A 19,836-nucleotide genomic window follows, 5' to 3' on the forward strand; every position below is an offset into this window, starting at 1 on the left:
CCTTATCGGGCTGGCGGCGGTCCCGCAAGCGCCCTAAATGACGGTCCGTTAACGTTGCAATTGGGACCGCGGCCGCTATAGTCCGCGCGAATTTGTCCGGACCGCCATACCGCCCCGAACCCGAGGGTGCTGCCGGTCCTTTCCCGTCTTATCCGAGGATCGTCTGAATGCTGATTACTCCTGCGTTTGCTCAGGCTGGAGCTGGCACTGATACCAACAGCATGTTGATGTCGCTGCTGCCATTCGCGCTGATCTTCGTCATCATGTACTTCCTGATTCTGCGCCCGCAGCAGCGGAAGGTGCGCGATCACGCAGATCTCGTGAAGAACATCCGCCGCGGCGACACCGTGGTGACCTCGGGTGGCCTCGTCGGCAAGGTGACCAAGGTGGTCGACGACGACCAGATCGAGTTCGAGATTTCGGACGGCGTTCGCGTGCGGCAGATGCGCCAGATGATTTCGGGCGTGCGGACCAAGGGTGAGCCGGCGAAGGGCGACGCCAAGGATGAGGCATCCGCGAGCTGATCGCCGCGGAGCCCTTTGCCGAATCTGACAGGTCAATTCGATGTTGTATTTCACGCGGTGGCGAGCGCTGGGGATTATCCTGACAGCGCTGGTGGTCTGCCTGTGCGCCGTGCCCAATTTCTTCCCCGAAGCGCAGGTCAAGACCTGGCCGGCCTGGGCGCAGCGGCGCCTCGTCCTCGGCCTCGATTTGCAGGGCGGCTCGTATCTCCTGCTCGAGGTCGACTCCAACTATGTAAAGAAGGAGAAGCTCGAACAGATCCGCGACGATGCCCGGAAGGCGCTGCGCGATGCCCGGATCGGCTTCACCGGCGGAATCGTAATCCGCAACGACGGCGTCGAGGCCCGGATCGCGAAGGAGGCCGATGTTCCAGCGGCGTTGGCCAAACTTCGGGAGATCGCGCAGCCGATCGGCGGCCTGATCGGATCGAGCGGGCAGCGCGATCTTGAGGTGGCGGACGCCGGAGGCGGGCTGATCCGCATGACGATACCGCAAGCGGCCATGCTCGATCGCATGCGCAAGACCATCGAGCAGTCGATCCAGATCGTCGAGAAGCGCGTCAACGAACTCGGCACCGTCGAGCCCTTGATCCAGCGTCAGGGCACCGATCGCATCCTGGTGCAGGTGCCGGGTCTGCAGGACCCGACCCATCTGAAGGAGCTGCTCGGCAAGACCGCGAAGATGGAATTCCGCATGGTCGACTCCTCGGTGTCGCCCGACCAGGCCCAACAGGGCCGGGTGCCGCCGGACTCCGAATTGCTGACGAGTGCGTCGCCGCCGCCGGTTCCGTACGTCGTCAAGAAGCAGGTGCTGGTTTCCGGAGCTGAACTCTCCGACGCTCAACCCGGCTTCGACCAGCGCACCGGCGAGGCGATCGTCAGCTTCAAGTTCAATACGTCGGGTGCCCGCAAATTCGCTCAGGCGACCGCCGATAACGTCGGCCAGCCGTTTGCGATCGTGCTTGACGGCAAGGTGATCTCTGCGCCCGTGATTCGCGAGCCGATCACCGGCGGACAGGGGCAGATCTCCGGTAGCTTCACGGTGCAGTCCGCCAACGATCTGGCGATCCTGATGCGTGCCGGCGCGCTGCCGGCGCCGTTGACCGTGGTCGAGGAGCGCACCGTCGGTCCCGGTCTCGGGCAGGACTCGATCGAGAAGGGCGAGCTCGCGGCCTATGTCGGCTCGATCCTGGTCATCGTGTTCATGCTGATCACCTACCGGCTGTTCGGGGTGTTCGCCAACATCGCGGTGGCCATCAACGTCGCCATGATCTTCGGGCTGCTGTCGCTGCTCAACGCCACGCTGACCTTGCCCGGCATCGCCGGTATCGTGCTGACGGTCGGCATCGCGGTCGATTCCAACGTGCTGATCTACGAGCGCATCCGCGAGGAATTGCGCGGCGGCCGCAACGCGATCTCGGCGATCGACGCCGGGTTCAAACGGGCGCTGGCGACCATCCTCGACTCCAATATCACTACCTTCATCGCTGCCGCCGTGCTGTTCTACATCGGCACCGGACCGGTGCGCGGCTTTGCCGTGACGCTCGGCATCGGCATCATCACCACGGTGTTCACCGCCTTCACCATGACGCGCCTTATCGTCGCCGGGTGGGTGCGGTGGAAGCGGCCGCAAACCGTGCCGATCTGAGAGGCCTATTGTGACTCATACCGTTCTCATTGGCCTTGGCATCCTGATTGCCGTGCTGACCGTGGTCGCGGCGCTCGGCCTGCTGCCGCCGCTGCGTATCGTGCCCGACGACACGCATTTCGACTTCACGCGCTTCCGCCGCATCAGCTTCCCGATCTCGGCGCTGCTCTCGATCCTCGCCATCACGTTGTTCTTCACCCACGGCCTGAATTTCGGCATCGACTTCAAGGGCGGCACGCTGCTGGAAGTGCGGGCCAAGTCCGGCACCGCCGACATCGCCGCGATGCGCACGACGTTGAACGGTCTTGGCCTCGGCGAGGTGCAGTTGCAGCAACTCGGCGGTTCGGGCGAGGCCGACGTGCAGATCCGCGTCGCCGAGCAGCCGGGCGGCGACAAGGCACAGCAGGATGCGGTGGGCAAGATCCGCGCCTCGCTCGGCGAGTCCGTCGATTACCGCCGGGTTGAAGTGGTCGGACCGCGCGTCTCCGGCGAACTGCTCGCCTTCGGCATGCTCGGCCTGATGCTCGCGATCGTCGGGATCCTGATCTATCTCTGGTTCCGGTTCGAGTGGCAATTTGCGCTCGGCGCCATGATCGCCAACGTCCACGACATCGTGCTGACGATCGGCTTCATGTCGATCACTCAGGTCGATTTCGATCTCACCAGCATCGCGGCATTGCTGACCATTCTCGGCTACTCGCTCAACGACACCGTCGTCATCTACGACCGTATCCGCGAGATGCTGCGCCGCTACAAGAAGATGCCGATGCCGCAGCTGCTGAACGAGTCGATCAACTCGACGCTGTCGCGTTCGATCATCACCCACGTCACCGTGACCCTGGCGCTGCTCGCGCTGCTGCTGTTCGGCGGCCACGCGATCCACAGCTTCACCGCGGTCATGATGTTCGGCGTGGTGCTGGTCGGCACCTACACCTCGATCTTCATCGCGGCGCCCATCCTGATCTATCTCGGGGTTCACACCACGCGGGGCGAGGCGCAGGACGCGCCGGCCAAGAAGCCGGACGCGGCCGCAGCCAAGAAGTAGCCGGTCATGAGCAATCCCTCGGACGCTCCCCATCTTCCGAGGTCGGCGCCGATCGAGGCCTACGGCAAGGGCGGCTTCGCGTTTGCCGATATGTCGCATCGCGGCTCGCTGCTGTGCTTGCCCGACTCGATGTGGGCCTGGGCGGTGACCAGGCCGCAAGAGATCGACGAATACGCGCTGCAAAAGGTATTCGCTGCCGCCAATGCGATCGACACCCTGATCGTGGGCAGCGGCACCGAGGTCTGGGTGCCGCCAAAGGGCCTACGCGAGGCCCTGCGCGCGGTGCGGGTGGTGCTCGACCCGATGCAGACGGGCCCCGCGATCCGCACCTACAACATCATGCTGGGCGAGCGGCGTCGCGTCGCGGCGGCGCTGATCGCCGTGCCATGAGCGCGGCGGAGGCGCCGAAGGACGGCGCGGCGTTCTGCGCTGATCTGGTGCGGACCCATGACTTCGTGCGCTACGCGTCGACCTTGTTCCTGCCGGGTCCGGAGCGCCGGGCGCTGCTCGCACTCTATGCCTTCAACATCGAGGTCTCGCGCGTGCACGAGCAGGTCAGCCAGCCGCTGCCCGGCGAGATGCGGCTGCAATGGTGGACCGACATGCTGGCAGGCGCCGGACACGGCGGCGTCGAGGGCAATCCGGTCGCGGCAGAGCTGCTGTATGCGATCCGCAATCACCGCCTGCCGGTCTCGCCATTGTCGCAGCTGGTCGAGGAGCATCAGTTCGATCTCTACAACGACCCGATGCCGTCGCTGGCCGCACTCGAGGGTTATCTCGACGCCACGGCGTCGGCGCTGTTCGCGCAAGCTACGCGCGTGGTGGCGCGGCCGTCGGAGGCGATCGATCACCTGGCCCGTCATGCAGGCCTCGCCCAGGGCATGGCGCAGGTCATCGCGGCGCTGGGCCGCGACGCCTCGCGACAGCAGCTGTTTCTGCCACTCCGGCTGCTGCAGCAGCACGGCAGCAGCAAGGAGGAGGTGTTTGCCGGCAAGCCAACGCCGAACATCCGTGCTGCGATCGATCAGCTCGCGGACGAGGCCCAGGGCCATCTCAAGACCGCATTCGGGCTGCTTGCGGATGTGCCATCCGGGGTGAGGCCGATCTTCCTGCCGCTCGCTCACATCAGGCGCGAGCTGAACCGGGCGAGGAGGGCCGACTACGACCCGTTCCTGCCGAAGCCGGTGTCACGACTGCGTACGCTCTGGACGTTGTGGCGAGCCGCGCGCACCGAGGAGTTCGGTCGCTAGCGCTCCTCTTTCGAGATGTGCTTGGTGAAGATCCGGATCGTCGCGCCTCTGACCACCGGGCCGCTGTCAAAGATGTCGGATGCGATCATCTCGATGGCGTCGCGCAGCGCAATGAACTGCGCCTGCCGGGCCAGGCTCGGTGTTCCGCGCGTGCCGGCCAATTCGTCCATTGCGGCGTCGCTGATCTGACATTCAATTTCCTGATCGCCGTGCATCATGGTGAATCCGAACGCCAGGCGTTCGGAATCATATCCCCCGATACGGCCACGGGTGAGTGGCATTAAGCTTGTCCCTTGAGCGCGCTAGCCCTCACAAGATTGGCGCTTCGAGCTTCGTTTGTCGAGAGTGCGCGCGCTTCAGCGCGCCGGCCGATCCATCTCGGCAACTTCAAAATTGAAGCGGTCGCGCAGATTCTTGCGTTGCTCGAGGATGTCCTTGAGGAACTCGCGATCGGCGTCGCTGCGCATCATCGGCTCGATCAGGTCGATCTGGTTCATGGCGACGAGCTGCAGGATTTCGGTGCGCGGCTTGCCGGTCGCATCGCGCGGCAATGCATGCACGATCTGGATGTGTTCGGGCGGCTTGACGCCCTTGGCCCCGGCAAGCTCGCTGCGCAGCGTCTTCTCCAGTGCGGACTGGTCGGCCTCGACGAAGGCGTAGAGTCCGACGCCGACGCGCCGATCGGCAAAGGCGACGATCGCGGTGTCGCGCACGTCGGGATTCCTGCGGATCAAATCGACCAACACCGGCGCGTCGTTGACCAGTCGCCGGCCGCCACCTTCGCGGTCGGTGAAATTGAAGATGCCGCGGGTGATTGCCTGATAGACCTTCTTGCCGGTCTTGAGCCAGACGCTGGCGACCGCGGACTTCTTCGCGAGCACCTTGCGCTCCTTCGGCGTCAACGCCTCCGGCGCGTAGCTGCGCTTGTGCTTCAACAGATGCCGTAGATCCTCATAGGCCGCGATGCGGAACAGCCGGCTTCGGGTCTTGAAGCAGGCAGCAAGCTGGAAGTCGGTGAGGTAGGCGCGGCCGTCGCGGCCGACCAGCCAGTTCTGCTCCTTGGCGAGGTCGTTGTGGCAGATGCCGGCGCGATGCAGCTTGCGCAAGGCGGCCTTGGCGGAGCGGAAATAGGCGACGTCGCCATGCGGCTTCGCCAGATGCAGCGCCGCGCCGTCGATGAAGCCGCGCACCAGCGCGCGCCTGCCTGCCCACAACAGCTTGGGGCCGACGTCGAGATCGCGCGCCAAGGTGAGCGCGCGGCGTTCGCGCGAGAACAGATGCAGCGCCACGGCGAACGACCAGAACGGCACCTGATCGAGCCGGCGCAGCACGCCCTCGACCTCGCCGCCATCGGTCCGGAAACGGCCGCGCTCGACCGTCGAGAATACGTCGCGCTTGAGCAGCACGCCCTGGCTCCATTGCGCCGACAGGGTGGCGTCGTCGTCTTTCGTCAAGCTCATGACTGTCAGGCCGCTGCCGCAACGCGCAGGTGCTCTGCGATCCAGTGGTCGAGGTCGGTGAGTGCCCGCGCGCTGATCGCTTGCTTCTTCGCAACCGTCTTCTCGTTGCCGCGCAGCCGCGAGCCGTCCGGCTTCTTGGTCGGAGCACTCGCCAGCGGCGGGAACAGACCGAAATTGATGTTCATCGGCTGGAACGAGCGGGTCCCGGCGTCGATGGTTTCGATATGGCCACCGGTGATGTGGCCGAGCAGCGCGCCGAGCGCGGTGGTGGCGGGCGGTGGAGTCAGCGCGGCGCCGCGCATGTCGGCGGCAGCGCAGAGGCCGGCAACCAGGCCGACGCTGGCCGACTCGACGTAACCCTCGCAGCCCGTCATCTGACCGGCGAAACGCAGCCGCGGCTGCGCGCGCAGGCGCAGCTGGCTATCGAGCAGTTTCGGCGAGTTCAGGAAGGTGTTGCGATGCAGGCCGCCGAGGCGCGCGAACTCCGCGTTCTCGAGGCCCGGGATAGTGCGGAACACGCGCTGCTGCGCGCCATGCTTAAGCTTGGTCTGGAAACCGACGATGTTGTAGAGGGTGCCGAGCTTGTTGTCCTGCCGCAGCTGGACGATCGCATAGGCCTTGACCGTCGGATTGTGCGGATTGGTCAAGCCCACCGGCTTCATCGGCCCGTGGCGCAGCGTCTCCGGACCGCGCTCGGCCATCACTTCGACCGGCAGGCAGCCGTCGAAATAGGGCGTGTTGGTCTCCCAATCCTTGAAGTCGACCTTCTCGCCGTCGAGCAGCGCCGCGACGAAGGCGTCATATTGCTCCTTGGTCATCGGGCAGTTGATGTAATCGGCGCCGGTGCCACCCGGACCCACCTTGTCGTAGCGCGACTGAAACCAGGCCACCGACATGTCGATGGAATCCTTGTGCACGATCGGTGCTATCGCATCGAAGAAGGCCAGCGCGTTCTCGTCGGTGAGCTGCCTGATGGCGTCGGCGAGCGGCGCCGAGGTGAGGGGACCGGTAGCGACGATCACGTTGCTCCAGTCGGCCGGCGGCAGGCCCGCAACCTCCTCGCGGCTGATCTCGATCAGCGGATGTTCGTTCAGGGCTTTTGTGACGGCAGCGGAGAAGCCGTCGCGGTCGACCGCCAGCGCGCCGCCGGCGGGCACCTGGTTGGCATCGGCCGAGCGCATGATCAGCGAGCCCAGCCGCCGCATCTCGGCGTGCAGCAGCCCGACCGCGTTGTTTGCGGCATCGTCGGAGCGGAAGGAATTCGAGCAGACCAGTTCGGCGCAGCCTTCGGTCCGATGCGCCTCGGTCATCCGGTGCGGGCGCATTTCATGCAGGACGGCACGGACGCCGGAATTGGCAACCTGCCAGGCGGCTTCCGAGCCGGCGAGCCCCGCGCCCACGATGTGCACGGGTTGGGAAGAGGATTGATGCGGTGTCATCGCGCAGCGTTACCGCGTTTCGAGACCATATGCATCTGAAACTGCAGCAGAGCGTTTTCAAGCGAAGTGGGTACCGGTTCGCGTGAAGAAAACGCGTCAAACCTAGGACCAGAGCCGATCCCGTTCCGACCCCGTTCGGAACGGGATGGGCTCTGAAAACGAGAACGCCCGCTGTGGAAGCGGGCGTTATCCGTTCATCAGATGGCTTGCGGCCGATTAGCCGTTGTAGGTACCGGCGGCAACGCGCGGAATGTCCGAGCGGTCGAGGCCGATATCGGCCAGTTCGCGATCGCTGAGCTGGGACAGTTCGCTGACATTGCGCTGATAATCCCGGAAAGCCTGGATCATGCGGATGAGCGAGAGCAACATGGTAGTCTCCTAGTAATTCTAGCAATTCAGATTCAGCTTTTCTAAAGCCTCATCATTGAAGTGAATATAGATGATATGGTGCGCCGCGGTAGTTCCAATGGTGCGATGCAGCTAGACCCAAAACGCATGGCGACGGTAAGTTTCGATTAACCGTTTGGCGCTTGCCGAGCAGGCCCACAAACGGAAGTTCCGCCGATGCGGCGTGCATAACAAAAATATTCTTGAAATCAGTTGGTTGGTAGAATTTCAGCAAGCCCGATTAGGCGTCATATATGGTAACTGAAGACCGTCCAATCAAGTTTTCGGCGACCTCGCGGGCCGGATCACGGCGATGTGTTCCATGCGTGATTCGCATGCGACAGGATGTCATAGAAGTGATTATTTATTCATCTTATGGTGCGGGCACCTCCATGGGTCGGCGGAGCGTCAATCAGTCGCATTGACGTGAGAGGTAATTCGGTCATGCGCCGCGCGCGGATCCCGGTCGTGTCCGGCCGTGTCGTGCGGAACGTGCTGAGGATTATCGGAAGTGCATTCGATTGAAGTGAACGTCGGCGGCAAAGCTAATGCGGCGCCGCTTCCTTACCGACATGTAATCGAAACACTATGCAACGCATGCGCGATCCGCGTGCAGCGCTGATCACATTCATATCGCGCGAAGTTCATTCTGAACGGTGCCGGGAACAGCGAATAATCGCGCTGCAGATTCCGCAATCACGCAGGGATCTGTCCAAGAACAAGAGATGGATCATCCCATGATTAAAACATTCATCGCCGCGGCCGCCATGGCTGCCGTTGCTTACGCTGTCGCTGCTCCCGCCCAGGCCGCTCATCGTCATCATATGGGCGTCGGCTGCAGCGGTGCCAATTTCGGCAAGACTGAAGCTGCAGTTGAAGCTATGGCCGACAATGAGGTCAAATTCGCGGCGGAGAAGGAAGTCTCGCTCGCGCAGGATGCAATGCTGAACAACAAGTGGGGCGCATGCGGCGCGCACCTCAGCAAGGCCGCCGAAGAGAGCATGGCGAAGTAAGCTTTTGATCGTGGAATAAGGGCCGATTGCCTGGGGCAATCGGCCCTTTTTGATTCAGCGTTGCGGGCGCTGAGCAGACCAGAGCAGCGCTGGCTTCTTGCCGCTACGCAACTGCAGAGCGCTACGGAGCCTTGGCGAGCTGGGTGGCGAAGTAGCCGATCGTCTTGGCGTACACCTCGCTCTTATTCCACTGCTGGATGACCGCGAAATTCTCGCTGCCGGGCTCCCAGCCTTTGCCCTTCTTCCAGCCGTAGCTCTTCAGGAAGTTCGCCGTCGAGGCCAGCACGTCAGGCACGTTGTGCAAGAGGTCGCGTTTGCCGTTGCCGTCGAAATCGACCGCGAACTTGATGTAGGACGACGGCATGAATTGGGTCTGGCCGATCTCGCCGGCCCAGGCGCCGCGCATCTCCTGCGGTGCGAGATCGCCACGCTCGACGATGCGCAACGCATCCATCAGTTCGGCCTTGAACATGTCGGAGCGGCGGCAATCATAGGCCAGCGTCGCCAGCGAGCGCATGGTCTGAAACTTGCCGGTGTTGACGCCGAAATCGGTTTCGAGCCCCCAGATCGCGACCAGGATTTCACCGGGCACGCCGTAGGCTTCCTCGATCCGCGACAGCACCGAGCCGTAGCGCTTCATCATGTCGGAGCCGCGATTGAGCCGCGGCGGCACCATGCGACCCGAGAACTGCTCGAAGGTCTGGCTGAACACCTGCTGGGAATGGTCGCGCGCCAGGATAGCTTTGTCCTGTGTGACGCCATTCAGCCCGGCCTGGATTGCGTTCTGCGAAATACCCTTAGTCACGGCCTCCTTCTTGAAGTCGTCGAGCCAGGACTCGAACGTGCCCGTGCCGCATTGGGCGGAGAGCGCAGACGCGGTCGAGGTCAAGAGCCACGCCCCGATGGCGAGCGCGCGAATGGAAAAACGAGAGGTCATAGGCAATTTCACTCCGGAGTCTGCGATGTCATCGATTGGTCGCGAAACCCGGCGGGTATGTTCGCGGCAACAGCGGCCAAAACATGGCTCGTGATCGAGCCGTTTATCTCAGGCAGTGCTGCAAATGCCACGCCAATTTCACACCCATTTGACGATCCGGAACGACAAACCGCCGGCCGAATATAATCGGCCGGCGGTTGCTTTGGCGTTTACGCGTTCGGGTTAACGGGCGCTTAGCCGCGATCGCTGCGCCGCCACGGGAACAGGTTGGCCGGGAAGTCGGCGGCGGGCTTGCGTTCGCGCGGCTCGGGGATCACTGGCCGAGCGTTCGGATCCTTGACGATGACCTCGCGATACAGATGCCAGGTGGCGTGACCGAGCAGGGGGATCACGACGGCAAGGCCGAGGAAGAACGGGATCGTGCCGAGCAACAGCAACACCGCGACGATCAGGCCCCAGACCGCCATCGGCACCGGGTTCTGTGCGACGGCGCGCATCGACGTCACCATGGCTTCGCCGGCGCTTGCCTGGCGGTCGAGCATCATGGGGAAGGCGACCACGCTGATGCAAAGCGCGACGAGCGCGAACAGGAAGCCGACACTGCAGCCGACCACGATCAGCCACCAGCCTTGCGTGGTGGTCAGCACGCGCGTGGCAAAATCGGGAATGTCGGCCGCAACCGCATAGCCGAACACAGCGGTGTAGATCGCCTGCGCAGTGGCGATCCAGGTCACGAACAGTGCGAACAGCAACGTTCCGACCCCGAGCATCGCGCCGAATGACGGCGAGCGGAAGACCTGAATGGCATCCCACGCGGATGCCTCACCGCCATCCTCGCGGCGGCGGCTCATCTCGTAGAGGCCGATTGCGGCGAACGGGCCGAGCAGGGCAAAGCCCGCGGCCAGCGGAAACAGCAGGGGCAGCACGGAATAGCCGTGCACGGTGCGCGCAAGCACGATGCCGAGCACCGGATAGATCAGACAGAGGATGATGGCGTGGCTTGGTACTGCCTTGAAGTCTTCCCAGCCGAGACGCAGCGCTTGATGCAAATCGGACAGGCCGATGGTGCGAATAACCGGCGCAGATGCGGCGCCTTGTCCGCTCTGCGTCATCGATGTGACATTGCCTTGGTATGGAGTGGCCATGGTCGTTGTCTCCCTCTCGGCGGGCGCATTCTGCGCCCGGCGCGCGGGCACAAACGTACCGTCTCTCGAAGCGATCACGAGCAAGCCAGACGCGAAAGACAAAGCAGGGAACTGGCCGTGTCGCGAACTGTGCAGGGAGGGTACTCCCAAACCGCGGCAAAAGCACTCACGCTTAGGTGAATGTCGCATTGGCAAGGTATTGAGGGGGCGATAGACTTAAACTGCGACCTCGGTCAGCCGGCGGATTGCCGTGTGGCCTTCACATCTCAACTCTCTTGGGAGCGAACGATGAGCATTTTCGGAAAAATCATGGGCGCGATCTTCGGCAGCAGCGCCAGCGCCGCGCCCGCCGGCGGAACGGCCACAAGCGCAGCTCCCGCCGGTGGATCCGGTAGCGCATCGTCGTCTCCTGCCGCGGTGCCCGCCGGCGCAGCGCCCGCGCAGTCCGTTGATGTCGCCCCCATCCTCGACAAGGCGGTTGCCGCGAAGGGTGAGAAGCTCGAGTGGCGGACCTCGATCGTCGACCTGATGAAGGCGCTCGACATCGACTCCAGCCTGTCCGCCCGCAAGGAGCTCGCCAAGGAGCTCGGTTACACCGGCGACACCAACGATTCCGCCAGCATGAACATCTGGCTGCACAAGCAGGTGATGACGAAGCTCGCCGCCAATGGCGGCAAGCTGCCCCCGGATATCAAGCATTGAGATATCAAGCACTGACGGGACCATCATCCTTCACACCGCCAGGGCCCGCGCCAGCGCGGGCCCTTTTTTATGGGCCGGCGAGCATCTATAGATCGGCGGACAAGAAGGAGAACGCCCATGAAAACTCCCAAGAAAACTCCCATGAAAACTTCCATGACTGATCTCGATCGCCGGACGATGCTTGCGACCGGCGCCCTCGCGCTGGCCGGCGCCGCCGCGCAATCCGTGCCGGCCCACGCCGAAGCTGCGCCGAAGGCGATGTTTCCGGTCCCGGCCGTGACGATCCCGATCGTCGGCGCCACCGAGGTGTTCCAGGTCCGCCGCATCTACTGCATCGGCCGCAACTACGCCGCGCATGCGATCGAGCGGGGCTCCGATCCGACGCGCGAGCCGCCGTTCTTCTTCCAGAAGCCGACCGATGCGATCCAGAATGTGGCGATCGGCACGGTCGCCGATCATCCCTATCCGTCGTTGACCAAGAACTATCACCATGAGGTCGAGCTGGTCGCCGCGTTGAAGTCCGGCGGTGCCAACATTCCCGCCGACAAGGCGCTCGATCACGTCTATGGCTACGCGCTCGGCCTCGACATGACGCGGCGTGATTTGCAGAACGGCATGGCGGCGGAGAAGAAGCCGTGGGAGATCGGCAAGAGCTTTGACCACGCCGCGGTGCTCGGGCCGATCCATCCGGCAAGCAAGACCGGCCATTTCACGCAAGGCGCGATCTCGCTCGCGGTCAACGGCACGGTGCGGCAGAGCTCGGATCTGAAGAACATGATCTGGAGCGTCGCCGAGCAGATCGCAAAGCTCTCCGAGGCATTCGAGCTGAAGGCCGGCGACATCATCTATTCCGGAACGCCTGAGAATGTCGGCCCGGTCGTCAAGGGCGATGTGCTGCCCTGCAAGCTCGAAGGCTTGCCTGACATGTCAATCAAGATCGTTTGACGCCGGGCAGGACGCTATCCGGCAAGGTCCGCAAATTCCGGATGCTTGTCGAGGTAGTCCACCACGAAGCCGCAGCCGGCGATCACCTTGTGGCCGTCGGCGCGGATCAGCTCCAGCGCGCCCTTGACCAGCTCCGATGCGATGCCGCGGCCGCGCAGGGCGCGCGGTGTCTCGGTATGGGTGATGATGACGGCCGAGGGCGTCTGCCGGTAATTCGCAAAGGCTGTGCCGCCCTCGGTGTCGAGTTCGAAGCGCCTCTCGGCCTTGTTGTCGCGGACGGCAGCCATCGCAAAATCCCGGTTGATTCACAGGCCTTGATCTAAGCGCGTGAACCCGCCGGTGCAAAGCCGCGACGAACCCGCAAATTGGCATTTGTGGATTGACGATATGCGCATTTTGGCCTGCCTGACCGCCGGATTGCTCGGCGCCGCGCTGACGCTGCCAAATCCTTCGCGAGCCGCCGCCGGCGATCCTGCCGCATCGCACATACGCGGATCGGGCTTGCGGGCCGATGCAATTCGATTAGGCTTGTTCCCAGACATACGCCCCCGGATGCGGCCCAATGGTCGTCTGGTACCGAGTGGTGAGGCCGGCCGCTGACGTATGCCCCTTGTCGCAAGGAGGTTCGTCATGTCGGACAATCGTTTCTTCGGCACACACCGCCCCTGGGAGGACTGGCTCGGCATGCTGCTCGGCGTGCTGATCATGGTCTCGCCCTGGTTTCCGATGCAGGTCAGCGACGTCGTCGATGTCGAGCGCAGCCACCTGGTGCTCAACAGCTTCGTGGTCGGCATGCTGGTGCTGGGCCTCGCCCAGCTTGAATATGTCGCGCTGCATCGCTGGGAGGAGGTGGCGAGCATCGTGCTCGGCCTCTGGCTGATCGCGTCGCCCAATATCTTCGGCTATTCGGAAGACCAGGCGCTGCAACTGTGGCACATCCTCCTCGGAGGGCTGGTCGCGATGATCGGCGCCTTGCAGCTCTGGCAGGACTGGAACCTGAGCGAGCAGGACCTGGCCAAGCATCCGCAATAGCGGGCTTGGGCCAAGTATTGTCGGGTTGGCGGCCGCCGGCGCGGTATCATCGCGCCGCGCCCGGCGGGCCTTGCCGAGGCGCGCTGCTTGGCGATAAACCGGGGCGCACCAATCCCTTGCGGCGCTTGAAGACGCCCGGTTCTGACCGAGGAAACACCTGATGACCGTCCTGACCATGCCCTGTCTGTTGTGCGTATCGGCGGGGCGGCAATGAGCGGGTCGGCTGAGACCGCGCCGCGCGGCGGGATCGCGCGGGTGTCGCGCCGGGTGATGAACCTCGCCTACATCCTGACCCAGAACGCCCGCCGCCATGGCGACCGTCCCGGCTTTATCTGGAACGAGAAGGCCTGGTCGTGGCGCCATATCGACCAGAACGTCTCGGCGTTGGCAGCGGCGCTCGCCGCGCGCGGCATCGGCAAGGGCGACCGCATCCTGGTGCATTCCAAGAACTGCGACGAGATGTTCTGGTCGATGTTTGCGGCCTTCCGGCTCGGCGCGGTCTGGGTGCCGACCAATTTCCGCCTGATGCCGGATGAGGTCGCCTATCTGGCGGCGGCCTCCGGCGCCAAGGGGTTTCTGTGCCACGCCGATTTCCCGGAGCACGCCAAGGCGGCCGCCAATCCCTCGCTCGAATTCGTTTGGCGGATCGGCGAGGAGGGGACCTTCGGCGAGGCGACCGTTGGCGACGTGATCGCCAAACATGCCGGCGCCGCGGTCGAGAACACGCCGGTCGAGTACGACGATCCCTGCTGGTTCTTTTTCACCTCCGGCACCACCGGCCGCTCCAAGGCCGCGGTGCTGACCCACGGCCAGATGGCCTTCGTGATCACCAACCATCTCGCCGACCTGATGCCCGGCACCACCGAACGGGACGCCTCGCTGGTGGTGGCGCCGCTGTCGCATGGCGCCGGCGTGCATCAGCTGGTGCAGACCGCGCGCGGCGTGCCGACCATCCTGCTGCCGTCGGAGAAGTTCGACATCGCCGAGGCGTTCCGGCTGATCGCCAAATATCGCGTCAGCAACATGTTCACGGTGCCGACCATCCTGAAGATGATGGTCGAACATCCCGCCGCCGACCAGCACGACCATTCCTCGCTACGCTACATCATCTATGCCGGTGCGCCGATGTATCGCGAGGACCAGAAGGCGGCGCTGCACAAGCTCGGCGGCGTGCTGGTGCAGTATTTCGGCCTCGGCGAGGTCACCGGCAACATCACGGTGCTGCCGCCCGGCCTGCACGATCCCGAGGACGGCCCACATGCCCGGATCGGCACCTGCGGCTTCGAGCGCACCGGCATGCAGGTCTCAATCCAGGGCGATGACGGACGCGAGCTGAAGGCGCACGAGACCGGCGAGATCTGCGTGATCGGGCCCGGCGTGTTCGCCGGCTACTACGACAATCCCGAAGCTAACGCGAAGGCGTTCCGCGACGGCTGGTTCCGAACCGGAGATCTCGGCCACATGGACGAGGAGGGTTTTGTCTATATCACCGGCCGCGCCTCCGACATGTACATCTCCGGCGGCTCCAACATCTATCCGCGCGAGATCGAGGAGAAGCTCCTGACCCATCCCGCGGTCGGCGAGGTCGCGGTGCTCGGTGTGCCCGACCCGTTCTGGGGCGAGGTCGGCATTGCCGTCTGTGTCGCGCGCGAGGGCACCGAGGCGGTCGCGGAGGCGGAGCTTGCGGCGTACCTCGCGCCGAAAGTGCCGCGCTACAAGATGCCGAAACGCTTCTTCTTCTGGGAGGCGCTGCCGAAGTCCGGCTACGGCAAGGTGCCGAAGCGGCTGATCCGCGACGAACTCGAAGCGCGCGGGCTGCTCGAGGTAACAGCCAAATCAACGGGCGCGTGAGGCGATGCGCAGCATCGCCCAGCCTGGCGCTCCCATACCCGAGCGCATTCAATGGGTCGCCGCGCGCGGCCACGCCTTTTCATTCGTGCTCGAGGCCGGCATTCCCTTGCTCGAAGCCGTGCGCCGCGGCTTTGCGGCGGAAGGATTTTCCGGCGGCGTGCTGAGCGCGACGGGTGGCGCGCTGGGGCCGTTCGCCTATGTGATGCCGGCGCTGTCGAAGGACGGCGTCAATGCCGCGTTCTACAGCGACACGTGCCGTCCTGATGGCGTGACGCGGCTCAAGCTCGCGGCGCTGACCTTCGGCGAACGCGACGGCGCACCGTTCTTCCACTGCCATGGCTTGTGGACCGAGGCCGACGGCCGCTTCAGCGGCGGACACATGCTGCCCGATGAAACCATCGTCGCCGAGCCGTTCGAGGTCAGCGCGTTCGGGATCGATGGTGCGACGTTTGTGGCCGAGCCCGACAGCGAGACCAATTTCAAGCTGTTCGGCCCGGTCGAAAGCGCGCCGGCGGGTGCGAAGACCACGAGCCATGCCTTCGCGTTGCGGCTGCGGCCGAACCAGGATTTCGCCTGTGCTCTGGAGGGCTTCTGCCGTGAGCACGGCATTCTGCGCGCGCGGCTGCATGGCGGCGTCGGCTCGACCATCGGCGCGGTGTTCAGCGGTGGCCACAGCGTGGTGCCGTTCGCGACCGAGCTTGCGGTGACCGCGGGGCAGATCGCGCCCGACGCCAATCGCCGACTGCGCGCCAGTCTCGACGTCGCGCTGGTCGACTATCTCGGCGGCATCGCCGAGGGACGTCTGGTGCGCGGCGACAATCCCGTGCTGATGACGATGGAGTTGGTGCTGGAAGTGCTGGAGGAGGCGGAGCGGCCGTAGTGGGCGTCCTCTGGTCTCTCCACGCGTCGTCCCGGCGTTCGCTGGAGTCGATACCGCGCCACATCCTTCGCCGGGACGACGATGGAGGTGGGGTGCGATTCAAGTTGTCACAGACGTGATGTCATCACCCGCGAAAGCGGGTGATCCAGTATTCCAGAGACGCCGGTGCTTGAGCCGAGAGGCCGCGGCGTACTGGATCGCCCGGTCGAGCCGGGCGATGACAGGTGTGGTGAGGACGCAGTTTCGCATTCGCTCACCGCCGCTTGCGGACGTGAACGTTGATATCGATGTCGATCGCTCTGACGCAGGTCTGCTCGGTGCGGTGCGAGCCGCCCTCGTGCCAGGCGCCCTTGCGCAGGCTGATGGCGGTGACCTGGGCAAGCCGCAGGCAGCGCCATTGCGGCAGCTTGCCCGAACTGTCGCCGGCGAACTGCCAGGCCAGCACGACCTCTTCGCCGCTTTTGTTGTGGCCGATGATATGCGGGCAGAGCTCGCGCGGCCGGCCGTCATAGATGCAGACCGCTTGCTGCTCGGTGAGGATCGCCTTGCGGAAGAGCATGTAGGTGCGACTTGGCATCGCTCAGTCGTCAAAGACGCGGAAGACGGCGGCGGCCGTCACCAGCAGCTTGTCGTCGGCGAAGGCTTCCGCATCGACGAAAGCGAAAGTCCGCGTCACCTTCTTCAAGGTCGTGCGGCCAATGATCCATGGACCCGGCGCGGCGCCGCCGACGAAGCGGGTGTCCAGCGAAACGGTCGCGCATTTGCGGTTGGTTGCCATGAACACGGCACTGCCGAGGGCGGTATCGAGAAAGCCGAGGATCGCCCCGCCATGAATGTAGCCGTAGGGATTGCTGTGCCGGTCGTCGCTCTGAAAGCCCCATTCAGGCGCGGCGTCGCCGGTCTCGCGCCAGTAGTAGGGGCCATTATGGTCGATGAATCCTGGGCGGCTGGGCAGGAGCTTGAACCCTTCCGGAGGCGAGGTTGTCATTTCGGGAATCCCAACAAGGCTTGCTGATTCCGCGTCGCATGCGCGGGACGTTGAACCTAGCATTGTGCGCCGACGTGCGCGCCAGACCAGCCCGTGCGTTCCCGTTGTGTTCTTGACGGGTTCACCTCGATCTGGGATCGTGGTTGGCGCCGCCGCGGCGTGCCGAAAGCAGGACGAATGGCCAGAGGACGACACCGCCCGATCAACATGCCCGCGCCGTATCTGAGGCGCGTCTGGCTCGATCCGGAGCGCATTCCCAATCGCAACGCATATCCGTTCGTGCTGCCGCTGCTACGCGACGAATTCGAACTCAGCTTCGACAAGGCGATCACCATCATCGTCGGCGAGAACGGCACCGGTAAGTCGACGCTGCTGGAAGGCATCGCCGTCATGGCGGGCTATGACGACGCCGGCGGCGGCAAGGGCTATCGCGCGGTCGACCACAGCAATGCCGTGGAGAAGATGGGCGGCTCGCTTGCGTCAGCGCTTCGCGCGAGCTGGCTGCCCAAGATCACCAATGGCTGGTTCTTCCGCGCCGAGAGTTTTTTCTCGGTGGCGCGCTATGTCGACGAGGCCGCGCTGGATGTCGGAGACACGCCGCCGAACTTCCTGTCTTATTCCCACGGCGAGGGCTTCCTACGCTTTTTCGAGGAGCGCTGCCAACGGCAGGGCATCTTCATCTTCGACGAGCCGGAATCCGCCCTGTCGCCGTCACGGCAGATCGAATTCCTCAAGCTGCTGCACCGGATGAACGGCACCGGCCACTGCCAGGTGATCATGGCCACGCATGCGCCGGTCCTGATGGCCTATCCCGACGCGACGCTGCTGCGGCTGAGCAAAAGCGGGCTCGAGCCGGTCAACCTGCGGGACGATCCGAAGGGGTTCGTTGCGGCGGCGATCGTAGAGTGACGCCGATCCCGGCAGGCTTGCCTCGCGGGGAAGCCGGCGGCCGCGACTTCGCTCTGGTGCAAGAAGCCGGCCCCCGATCTAGTCTAGAACCTCGAACCATAAACTGCGGCATGCGCCAGGCGGCGCATGACCGACGGACATCGGGAGAGACCAGGGATGAGATCGACGATCGCGAAGGCCGGCGTGTTGGTGGCGGCATTGGCCGTATTGGGGGCCGCCTGGGCCCATGGGCCGACCCGCCAGAAGGTGCGCGAATCCATCGAGATCGATGCGCCGCAGGCCAAGGTGTGGGCGGTGATCGGCAATTTCCAGGACATGAGCTGGCTTGCCGGTGTCGCCAAGACCGAGGGCGAGAAGGGCAACGAGATCGGCGCCACGCGGCGGCTGACACTGGCGCCCGGCATTACCATCGACGAGGAGCTCTACAAATACGAGCCCGAGATGATGAGCTATTCATACCGGATCACGGCTGTCGACGTGAAGGTGCTGCCGGTCACAAATTACTCCTCGACGCTGTCGGTGTCGCCGGCGCCTGGCGGCAAGACAAAGCTGGAATGGGCCGGCGCGTTCTATCGCGGCTTTCCGAACAACGATCCACCGCCGGACCTGAACGACGAGGCTGCGGTGAAGGCAGTGAGTGAGCTCTACCGGGGCGGGCTGGCGGCGCTGAAGAAGAAGATCGAGAGCGGCAGCTGAGCATGCGCGCGATCGCGCTGCTGGCGCTGCTCGCCAGTCTCAGCGGCGCGCGGGCCGAGGAGGCGTTCGTCACCAACCAGCTCAGCGACGATCTGACGGTCGTCGACCTTGCGACCTCGAAGCCGGTCGTGACCATCGCGATCGGCGGCAAGCCCGCGGGCGTTGCCGTCAGCCATGACGGTCGCTTCGCCTATGTGACGAGCCCGGATGCCAAGGCGGTCACGGTGGTCGACGCGTCGGCGCGCAAGGTGGTCAGCCGCGTCGATGTCGGCGGCGGGCCGCTCGGCATCGCGGTGGCGCCCGACGGCGCAACCGTCTATGTCGCCGACTGGTACGCCGCCGCGGTGCGAGTGATCGATGCCAAGGAGCAGCGGGTCGTCACCAGCATCGCGGTCGGCGCATCGCCGTCCGGGCTTGCCGTCACGCCAGACGGCCGGCTGCTGCTCTCGGCCGACCGCGACGATGACAGCGTGTCGATCACAGACATTTCCGCGCACGAGCGGCGAGGGGTCGTGAAGGTCGGGACCCGTCCGTTCGGCGTCACCATCGATGCCGAGGGCAAGCGCGCCTACACCGCCAATGTCGGGTCCAACGACGTCTCGGTGATCGACATCTTAACCGCGCGCGAGATCGGCCGCGTCCATGTCGGCCTGCGACCCTATGCGGTGGCGCTGGCGCAGAGCCGCGGCTTCGTCACCGACCAGTATGACGGCAAGGTCAGCGTGTTCGATCTTACGACGTTGCAGCTGGTGAAGCGGATCACGGTGGGCGACTACCCCGAGGGCATCGAGGCGACCGCCGACGGCAAACACATCGTGGTCGCGAACTGGGAGAGCAATACGCTGAGCGTGATCGATGCCGCCGAGTTGAGGGTGGTCGGTGAGGTCAAGGTCGGCGACGGCCCACGGGCGTTCGGGGCGTTTCTCAGGCGGACGGAGTAGGTACGAGGCTAGGTGCGTAGGGTGGGGTAGCCCAACGGGGCCGCGCG

Annotated in this window: 23 protein-coding genes; 14 read left to right on the forward strand and 9 right to left on the reverse strand. The window is 64.4% G+C overall.

Features of this window, described 5'->3' with window-relative positions:
- Positions 1-167: 167 nt before the first annotated feature.
- From yajC to ACE103_RS20670, 5 genes are read left to right on the forward strand one after another with little or no spacing between them, the layout of a single operon-like run.
- On the forward strand, positions 168-524 hold the full coding sequence (gene yajC, locus ACE103_RS20650; RefSeq protein WP_050400518.1) for a preprotein translocase subunit YajC: 357 nt from the start codon (positions 168-170) through the stop codon (positions 522-524).
- A gap of 40 nt (positions 525-564) precedes the next feature.
- Entirely contained in the window at positions 565-2,169 is a 1,605-nt protein-coding gene (secD, locus tag ACE103_RS20655; RefSeq protein WP_223967693.1) for a protein translocase subunit SecD, read from the forward strand.
- Positions 2,170-2,179: 10 nt separating this feature from the next.
- Entirely contained in the window at positions 2,180-3,214 is a 1,035-nt protein-coding gene (secF, locus tag ACE103_RS20660) for a protein translocase subunit SecF (protein WP_223967692.1), read from the forward strand.
- Between the two features lie 6 nt (positions 3,215-3,220).
- Positions 3,221-3,604: an Mth938-like domain-containing protein gene (locus ACE103_RS20665; protein ID WP_223967691.1), complete on the forward strand. Its 384-nt coding sequence runs from the start codon at positions 3,221-3,223 to the stop codon at positions 3,602-3,604.
- Complete coding sequence (locus tag ACE103_RS20670; RefSeq protein WP_375780937.1) at positions 3,601-4,464, forward strand: phytoene/squalene synthase family protein; 864 nt, start codon at positions 3,601-3,603, stop codon at positions 4,462-4,464. The genes ACE103_RS20665 and ACE103_RS20670 overlap by 4 nt, the downstream gene beginning before the upstream one ends.
- Here the strand turns inward: ACE103_RS20670 and ACE103_RS20675 are convergent.
- The 4 genes from ACE103_RS20675 to ACE103_RS20690 form a co-directional block, all read right to left on the reverse strand.
- Positions 4,461-4,682: a hypothetical protein gene (locus ACE103_RS20675; protein ID WP_375780938.1), complete on the reverse strand. Its 222-nt coding sequence runs from the start codon at positions 4,680-4,682 to the stop codon at positions 4,461-4,463. The two genes, ACE103_RS20670 and ACE103_RS20675, sit on opposite strands and share 4 nt — an antisense overlap.
- A 138-nt stretch (positions 4,683-4,820) precedes the next feature.
- On the reverse strand, positions 4,821-5,924 hold the full coding sequence (locus ACE103_RS20680; RefSeq protein WP_375780939.1) for a serine/threonine protein kinase: 1,104 nt from the start codon (positions 5,922-5,924) through the stop codon (positions 4,821-4,823).
- A gap of 5 nt (positions 5,925-5,929) precedes the next feature.
- Entirely contained in the window at positions 5,930-7,363 is a 1,434-nt protein-coding gene (gene trmFO / locus ACE103_RS20685) for a methylenetetrahydrofolate--tRNA-(uracil(54)-C(5))-methyltransferase (FADH(2)-oxidizing) TrmFO (RefSeq protein WP_375780940.1), read from the reverse strand.
- Positions 7,364-7,579: 216 nt separating this feature from the next.
- Positions 7,580-7,732: a DUF1127 domain-containing protein gene (locus ACE103_RS20690; RefSeq protein ID WP_016846063.1), complete on the reverse strand. Its 153-nt coding sequence runs from the start codon at positions 7,730-7,732 to the stop codon at positions 7,580-7,582.
- 755 nt (positions 7,733-8,487) lie between these two features.
- Here ACE103_RS20690 and ACE103_RS20695 point away from each other — a divergent pair.
- Positions 8,488-8,763, forward strand: a complete 276-nt coding sequence (locus ACE103_RS20695) for a hypothetical protein (protein ID WP_374707969.1) — start codon at positions 8,488-8,490, stop codon at positions 8,761-8,763.
- A gap of 121 nt (positions 8,764-8,884) precedes the next feature.
- Here the strand turns inward: ACE103_RS20695 and ACE103_RS20700 are convergent, their stop codons facing one another.
- Complete coding sequence (locus ACE103_RS20700; RefSeq protein ID WP_375780941.1) at positions 8,885-9,700, reverse strand: lytic transglycosylase domain-containing protein; 816 nt, start codon at positions 9,698-9,700, stop codon at positions 8,885-8,887.
- A gap of 233 nt (positions 9,701-9,933) precedes the next feature.
- Positions 9,934-10,845 carry a DUF2189 domain-containing protein gene (locus tag ACE103_RS20705; RefSeq protein WP_375780942.1) on the reverse strand — a complete coding sequence of 304 codons (912 nt, stop codon included), beginning with the start codon at positions 10,843-10,845 and terminating at the stop codon, positions 9,934-9,936.
- A 288-nt stretch (positions 10,846-11,133) separates the two neighbouring features.
- On the opposite strand from ACE103_RS20705, the gene ACE103_RS20710 reads away from it, so the two are divergent.
- Together ACE103_RS20710 and ACE103_RS20715 are read left to right on the forward strand one after the other, a co-directional pair.
- Positions 11,134-11,547, forward strand: coding sequence for a DUF3597 domain-containing protein (locus ACE103_RS20710; RefSeq protein ID WP_038387103.1), 414 nt, complete (start codon positions 11,134-11,136; stop codon positions 11,545-11,547).
- Between the two features lie 153 nt (positions 11,548-11,700).
- Positions 11,701-12,492, forward strand: coding sequence for a fumarylacetoacetate hydrolase family protein (locus tag ACE103_RS20715; RefSeq protein ID WP_375780943.1), 792 nt, complete (start codon positions 11,701-11,703; stop codon positions 12,490-12,492).
- 14 nt (positions 12,493-12,506) lie between these two features.
- Here the strand turns inward: ACE103_RS20715 and ACE103_RS20720 are convergent, their stop codons facing one another.
- Positions 12,507-12,779 carry a GNAT family N-acetyltransferase gene (locus tag ACE103_RS20720; RefSeq protein ID WP_298363310.1) on the reverse strand — a complete coding sequence of 91 codons (273 nt, stop codon included), beginning with the start codon at positions 12,777-12,779 and terminating at the stop codon, positions 12,507-12,509.
- A gap of 343 nt (positions 12,780-13,122) precedes the next feature.
- Between ACE103_RS20720 and ACE103_RS20725 the strand changes: the two genes are divergently transcribed.
- The 3 genes from ACE103_RS20725 to ACE103_RS20735 all read left to right on the forward strand — a co-directional run bounded on the left by ACE103_RS20725 (position 13,123) and on the right by ACE103_RS20735 (position 16,255).
- Complete coding sequence (locus tag ACE103_RS20725) at positions 13,123-13,524, forward strand: SPW repeat protein (protein ID WP_223967680.1); 402 nt, start codon at positions 13,123-13,125, stop codon at positions 13,522-13,524.
- Between the two features lie 210 nt (positions 13,525-13,734).
- Entirely contained in the window at positions 13,735-15,375 is a 1,641-nt protein-coding gene (locus ACE103_RS20730; RefSeq protein WP_375780944.1) for an acyl-CoA synthetase, read from the forward strand.
- A 4-nt stretch (positions 15,376-15,379) separates the two neighbouring features.
- A complete protein-coding gene (locus tag ACE103_RS20735; RefSeq protein ID WP_375780945.1) occupies positions 15,380-16,255 on the forward strand; it encodes a PCC domain-containing protein in 876 nt (291 codons plus the stop codon).
- Between the two features lie 253 nt (positions 16,256-16,508).
- Here the strand turns inward: ACE103_RS20735 and ACE103_RS20740 are convergent, their stop codons facing one another.
- Positions 16,509-16,832 (reverse strand): hypothetical protein, encoded by a 324-nt coding sequence (locus ACE103_RS20740; RefSeq protein ID WP_375780946.1) that lies wholly within the window; start codon positions 16,830-16,832, stop codon positions 16,509-16,511.
- 3 nt (positions 16,833-16,835) lie between these two features.
- Positions 16,836-17,243, reverse strand: a complete 408-nt coding sequence (locus tag ACE103_RS20745; RefSeq protein ID WP_375780947.1) for a PaaI family thioesterase — start codon at positions 17,241-17,243, stop codon at positions 16,836-16,838.
- A 177-nt stretch (positions 17,244-17,420) separates the two neighbouring features.
- On the opposite strand from ACE103_RS20745, the gene ACE103_RS20750 reads away from it, so the two are divergent.
- The 3 genes from ACE103_RS20750 (at position 17,421) to ACE103_RS20760 (ending at position 19,789) form a co-directional block, all read left to right on the forward strand.
- Complete coding sequence (locus ACE103_RS20750; protein ID WP_375780948.1) at positions 17,421-18,152, forward strand: AAA family ATPase; 732 nt, start codon at positions 17,421-17,423, stop codon at positions 18,150-18,152.
- Positions 18,153-18,308: 156 nt separating this feature from the next.
- Positions 18,309-18,848 carry an SRPBCC family protein gene (locus ACE103_RS20755; protein WP_375780949.1) on the forward strand — a complete coding sequence of 180 codons (540 nt, stop codon included), beginning with the start codon at positions 18,309-18,311 and terminating at the stop codon, positions 18,846-18,848.
- Positions 18,849-18,850: 2 nt separating this feature from the next.
- Positions 18,851-19,789, forward strand: coding sequence for a cytochrome D1 domain-containing protein (locus ACE103_RS20760; RefSeq protein WP_375780950.1), 939 nt, complete (start codon positions 18,851-18,853; stop codon positions 19,787-19,789).
- Positions 19,790-19,836: the final 47 nt, after the last annotated feature.

It is taken from the genome of Bradyrhizobium sp. ma5 (genome assembly GCF_042258955.1).
GTDB lineage: Bacteria > Pseudomonadota > Alphaproteobacteria > Rhizobiales > Xanthobacteraceae > Bradyrhizobium.

Coding starts and splice junctions, on each gene's coding strand:
- ACE103_RS20735 (WP_375780945.1), top strand. CDS start 15,380: ATGCGCAGCATCGCCCAGCCTGGCGCTCCCATACCCGAGCGCATTCAA.
- ACE103_RS20745 (WP_375780947.1), bottom strand. CDS start 17,243: ATGACAACCTCGCCTCCGGAAGGGTTCAAGCTCCTGCCCAGCCGCCCA.
- trmFO (WP_375780940.1), bottom strand. CDS start 7,363: ATGACACCGCATCAATCCTCTTCCCAACCCGTGCACATCGTGGGCGCG.
- ACE103_RS20750 (WP_375780948.1), top strand. CDS start 17,421: ATGGCCAGAGGACGACACCGCCCGATCAACATGCCCGCGCCGTATCTG.
- ACE103_RS20705 (WP_375780942.1), bottom strand. CDS start 10,845: ATGGCCACTCCATACCAAGGCAATGTCACATCGATGACGCAGAGCGGA.
- ACE103_RS20680 (WP_375780939.1), bottom strand. CDS start 5,924: ATGAGCTTGACGAAAGACGACGACGCCACCCTGTCGGCGCAATGGAGC.
- ACE103_RS20730 (WP_375780944.1), top strand. CDS start 13,735: ATGAGCGGGTCGGCTGAGACCGCGCCGCGCGGCGGGATCGCGCGGGTG.
- ACE103_RS20755 (WP_375780949.1), top strand. CDS start 18,309: ATGAGATCGACGATCGCGAAGGCCGGCGTGTTGGTGGCGGCATTGGCC.
- ACE103_RS20715 (WP_375780943.1), top strand. CDS start 11,701: ATGACTGATCTCGATCGCCGGACGATGCTTGCGACCGGCGCCCTCGCG.
- yajC (WP_050400518.1), top strand. CDS start 168: ATGCTGATTACTCCTGCGTTTGCTCAGGCTGGAGCTGGCACTGATACC.
- ACE103_RS20670 (WP_375780937.1), top strand. CDS start 3,601: ATGAGCGCGGCGGAGGCGCCGAAGGACGGCGCGGCGTTCTGCGCTGAT.
- ACE103_RS20695 (WP_374707969.1), top strand. CDS start 8,488: ATGATTAAAACATTCATCGCCGCGGCCGCCATGGCTGCCGTTGCTTAC.
- ACE103_RS20720 (WP_298363310.1), bottom strand. CDS start 12,779: ATGGCTGCCGTCCGCGACAACAAGGCCGAGAGGCGCTTCGAACTCGAC.
- ACE103_RS20700 (WP_375780941.1), bottom strand. CDS start 9,700: ATGACCTCTCGTTTTTCCATTCGCGCGCTCGCCATCGGGGCGTGGCTC.
- ACE103_RS20675 (WP_375780938.1), bottom strand. CDS start 4,682: ATGATGCACGGCGATCAGGAAATTGAATGTCAGATCAGCGACGCCGCA.
- ACE103_RS20665 (WP_223967691.1), top strand. CDS start 3,221: ATGAGCAATCCCTCGGACGCTCCCCATCTTCCGAGGTCGGCGCCGATC.
- ACE103_RS20740 (WP_375780946.1), bottom strand. CDS start 16,832: ATGCCAAGTCGCACCTACATGCTCTTCCGCAAGGCGATCCTCACCGAG.
- ACE103_RS20760 (WP_375780950.1), top strand. CDS start 18,851: ATGCGCGCGATCGCGCTGCTGGCGCTGCTCGCCAGTCTCAGCGGCGCG.
- ACE103_RS20690 (WP_016846063.1), bottom strand. CDS start 7,732: ATGTTGCTCTCGCTCATCCGCATGATCCAGGCTTTCCGGGATTATCAG.
- secD (WP_223967693.1), top strand. CDS start 565: ATGTTGTATTTCACGCGGTGGCGAGCGCTGGGGATTATCCTGACAGCG.
- ACE103_RS20725 (WP_223967680.1), top strand. CDS start 13,123: ATGTCGGACAATCGTTTCTTCGGCACACACCGCCCCTGGGAGGACTGG.
- ACE103_RS20710 (WP_038387103.1), top strand. CDS start 11,134: ATGAGCATTTTCGGAAAAATCATGGGCGCGATCTTCGGCAGCAGCGCC.